Source organism: Geminocystis sp. CENA526 (genome assembly GCF_050753365.1).
In the GTDB taxonomy this organism is placed as follows: domain Bacteria; phylum Cyanobacteriota; class Cyanobacteriia; order Cyanobacteriales; family Cyanobacteriaceae; genus Geminocystis.
In genome coordinates, this window is record NZ_JBLZFY010000236.1 from 1 (window position 1) to 1,964 (window position 1,964).

At 58.8% G+C, this 1,964-nt stretch carries 1 protein-coding gene; it reads left to right on the plus strand.

The genetic code is table 11. The features are described 5' to 3' along the window. Nucleotides 1-139: 139 nt before the first annotated feature. On the plus strand, nucleotides 140-1,753 hold the full coding sequence (locus ACN4EE_RS23010) for a reprolysin-like metallopeptidase (RefSeq protein ID WP_431708842.1): 1,614 nt from the start codon (nucleotides 140-142) through the stop codon (nucleotides 1,751-1,753). The last annotated feature ends 211 nt before the right edge of the window (nucleotides 1,754-1,964 follow it).

Sequence of the window (1,964 nt, forward strand, 5' to 3'; positions counted from 1 at the left end):
CCCGACCTTGACCTGGGGCAAGGCGGATGCCGGGCCTGGCCGAAGCTACCTGACCGCTGACCTCGACAGTCATCACAGGAGGATTAAGCTTGGCTGATGGCAGGCCGATATCAGCTTGGGCCAACGGTGGAGGGCGGCAATGAGAATTCTGGATAACCTGATCCGGCAGGTGAACAGCTACAGTCTGGCGGGCAACCAGACCGGCAGTGGCGGTAGCCAGCCCCAGGCCAGCAGCCCGGCGCCTTCCAGCAGTACGGTGCAGCTGTCGCCAACGGCCATGCAACTGGGTAGTCAGCCGCAGTACAGCGCCCTCCAGGGCTTCGACCCGCTCTATACCAACAATATCAAACTGACCAAGGACAAGACCATCGACGCCTTGCTGGCCGGTGGCAACTACTGGTGGCACCTGGGCACCGCTTTCGCCGATGGTTCCAACCCGTCTCAGGATGCCAGCAAGAACCTCAGCTTCAGCTTTATGAACAGTGCCGTCAGCCCCCAGGATGCCTTTGGCTTTCAGGTGCTCAACGACGATCAGAAGGATGTGATACGCGCCATCTTCGCCCAGATTGCCACGGTGGTGGGTATCACCTTCAGCGAAGACGGCAGCGGCAATGGCACCCTGAAGATCGGCTCGAACAACCAGCAGGGGATTAGCGGCGGCTACGCCTACTACCCCAATGTGCCCACCGTGGGCGGCTCGTTCTACCTGGCCAATGACCAGGCCAACTTCAGCAATATGTCCACCTGGAATCCCGGCGGTTATACCTGGACCACCATTATCCATGAGCTGGGCCATGCCCTGGGCCTCAAGCACCCCGGCAACTACAACGCCGGTGGCGACGGCAAGACCCCTGGGCCCTACCTGGGCAGCAAGGACAGCAAGACCAACTCGATCATGTCCTACAAGGACGACAAGAAATTCATGCACGTGGTGCAGAGTAATGGTGGCGGTGGTCTGTTCAGCTATCAGGTCAACCCGGACAGTTTCCAGAACTACGATATCGCTGCCCTGCAGTACCTCTATGGCGCGCCCAACTCGGCGATCACCACCTTCAGCTTCAACGACAACATGGTCTTCTCCCGCTCGATCTTCAATAACAACGCCGACAGCAAGATCGACCTTAGTGCCATGACCCAGAACAATATCATCGACCTGCGCGGCGGCTACCGCAGCTCCATCGGTATCCGCGACCCCTATGAAGCCACCGGCATGACCAAGGAGCAGTACAAGGCTGCCACTTCGGGTGGGGTCAAATTGAGCAAGTTGTTGGGCGTGCCAACCTATTCGGGGATGAACAACCTGGGTATCGCAAAGGGCAGCCAGATCCGCGAGGTCATAGGCGGTGCCGGCAGCGACACTATAGTGTCTGGTGCTGAAATCGGGGGCGAAGCCCTGCTCAAGGGTGGCGCCGGCAATGACCGCTACTTTGTCGCTTCCGGCAATGCCACCATCATCGACACCAGCGGCGACAACGACACCCTCTATGTGGTGAAGAAAAGCGGCACTGTCTGGACCCTGAGCGAAGACCAGACCACCCTGACCCAGGTCAACAAGAAAACCAATGAAGTGCTGGCCACCATCAATATTGCCGGTATCGAGAATATCGGCACCTGGTCGGGCAAGGCCAAGCTCAATGGCAGCAAGAAGATGCTGTTCAGCGGCCTGCAACAGGGCTCGCCCATCCAGCAGATCAAGACGGTGGAGCAACTAGATCAGCAAAAGCTTGGGGTCAGCCTGGACCTGACGGCCTGAACAGCCAAGCCCATACGCCAGGCAAAAAAAGACCCGCGAAGGCGGGTCTCAAGCAAAACGCCCCGCCTGGTGAGCCGCGGGCATTTCGTTCGGCGCTTACGCGCCAATCATGTGTAGGGTGGATGGCGCTTTATCCATCCACCGTTACAGCCATCTGGTGGATGAAAAGAGTGTCATCCACCCTACGGATCTGGGCTTACGCCAGCTCGTC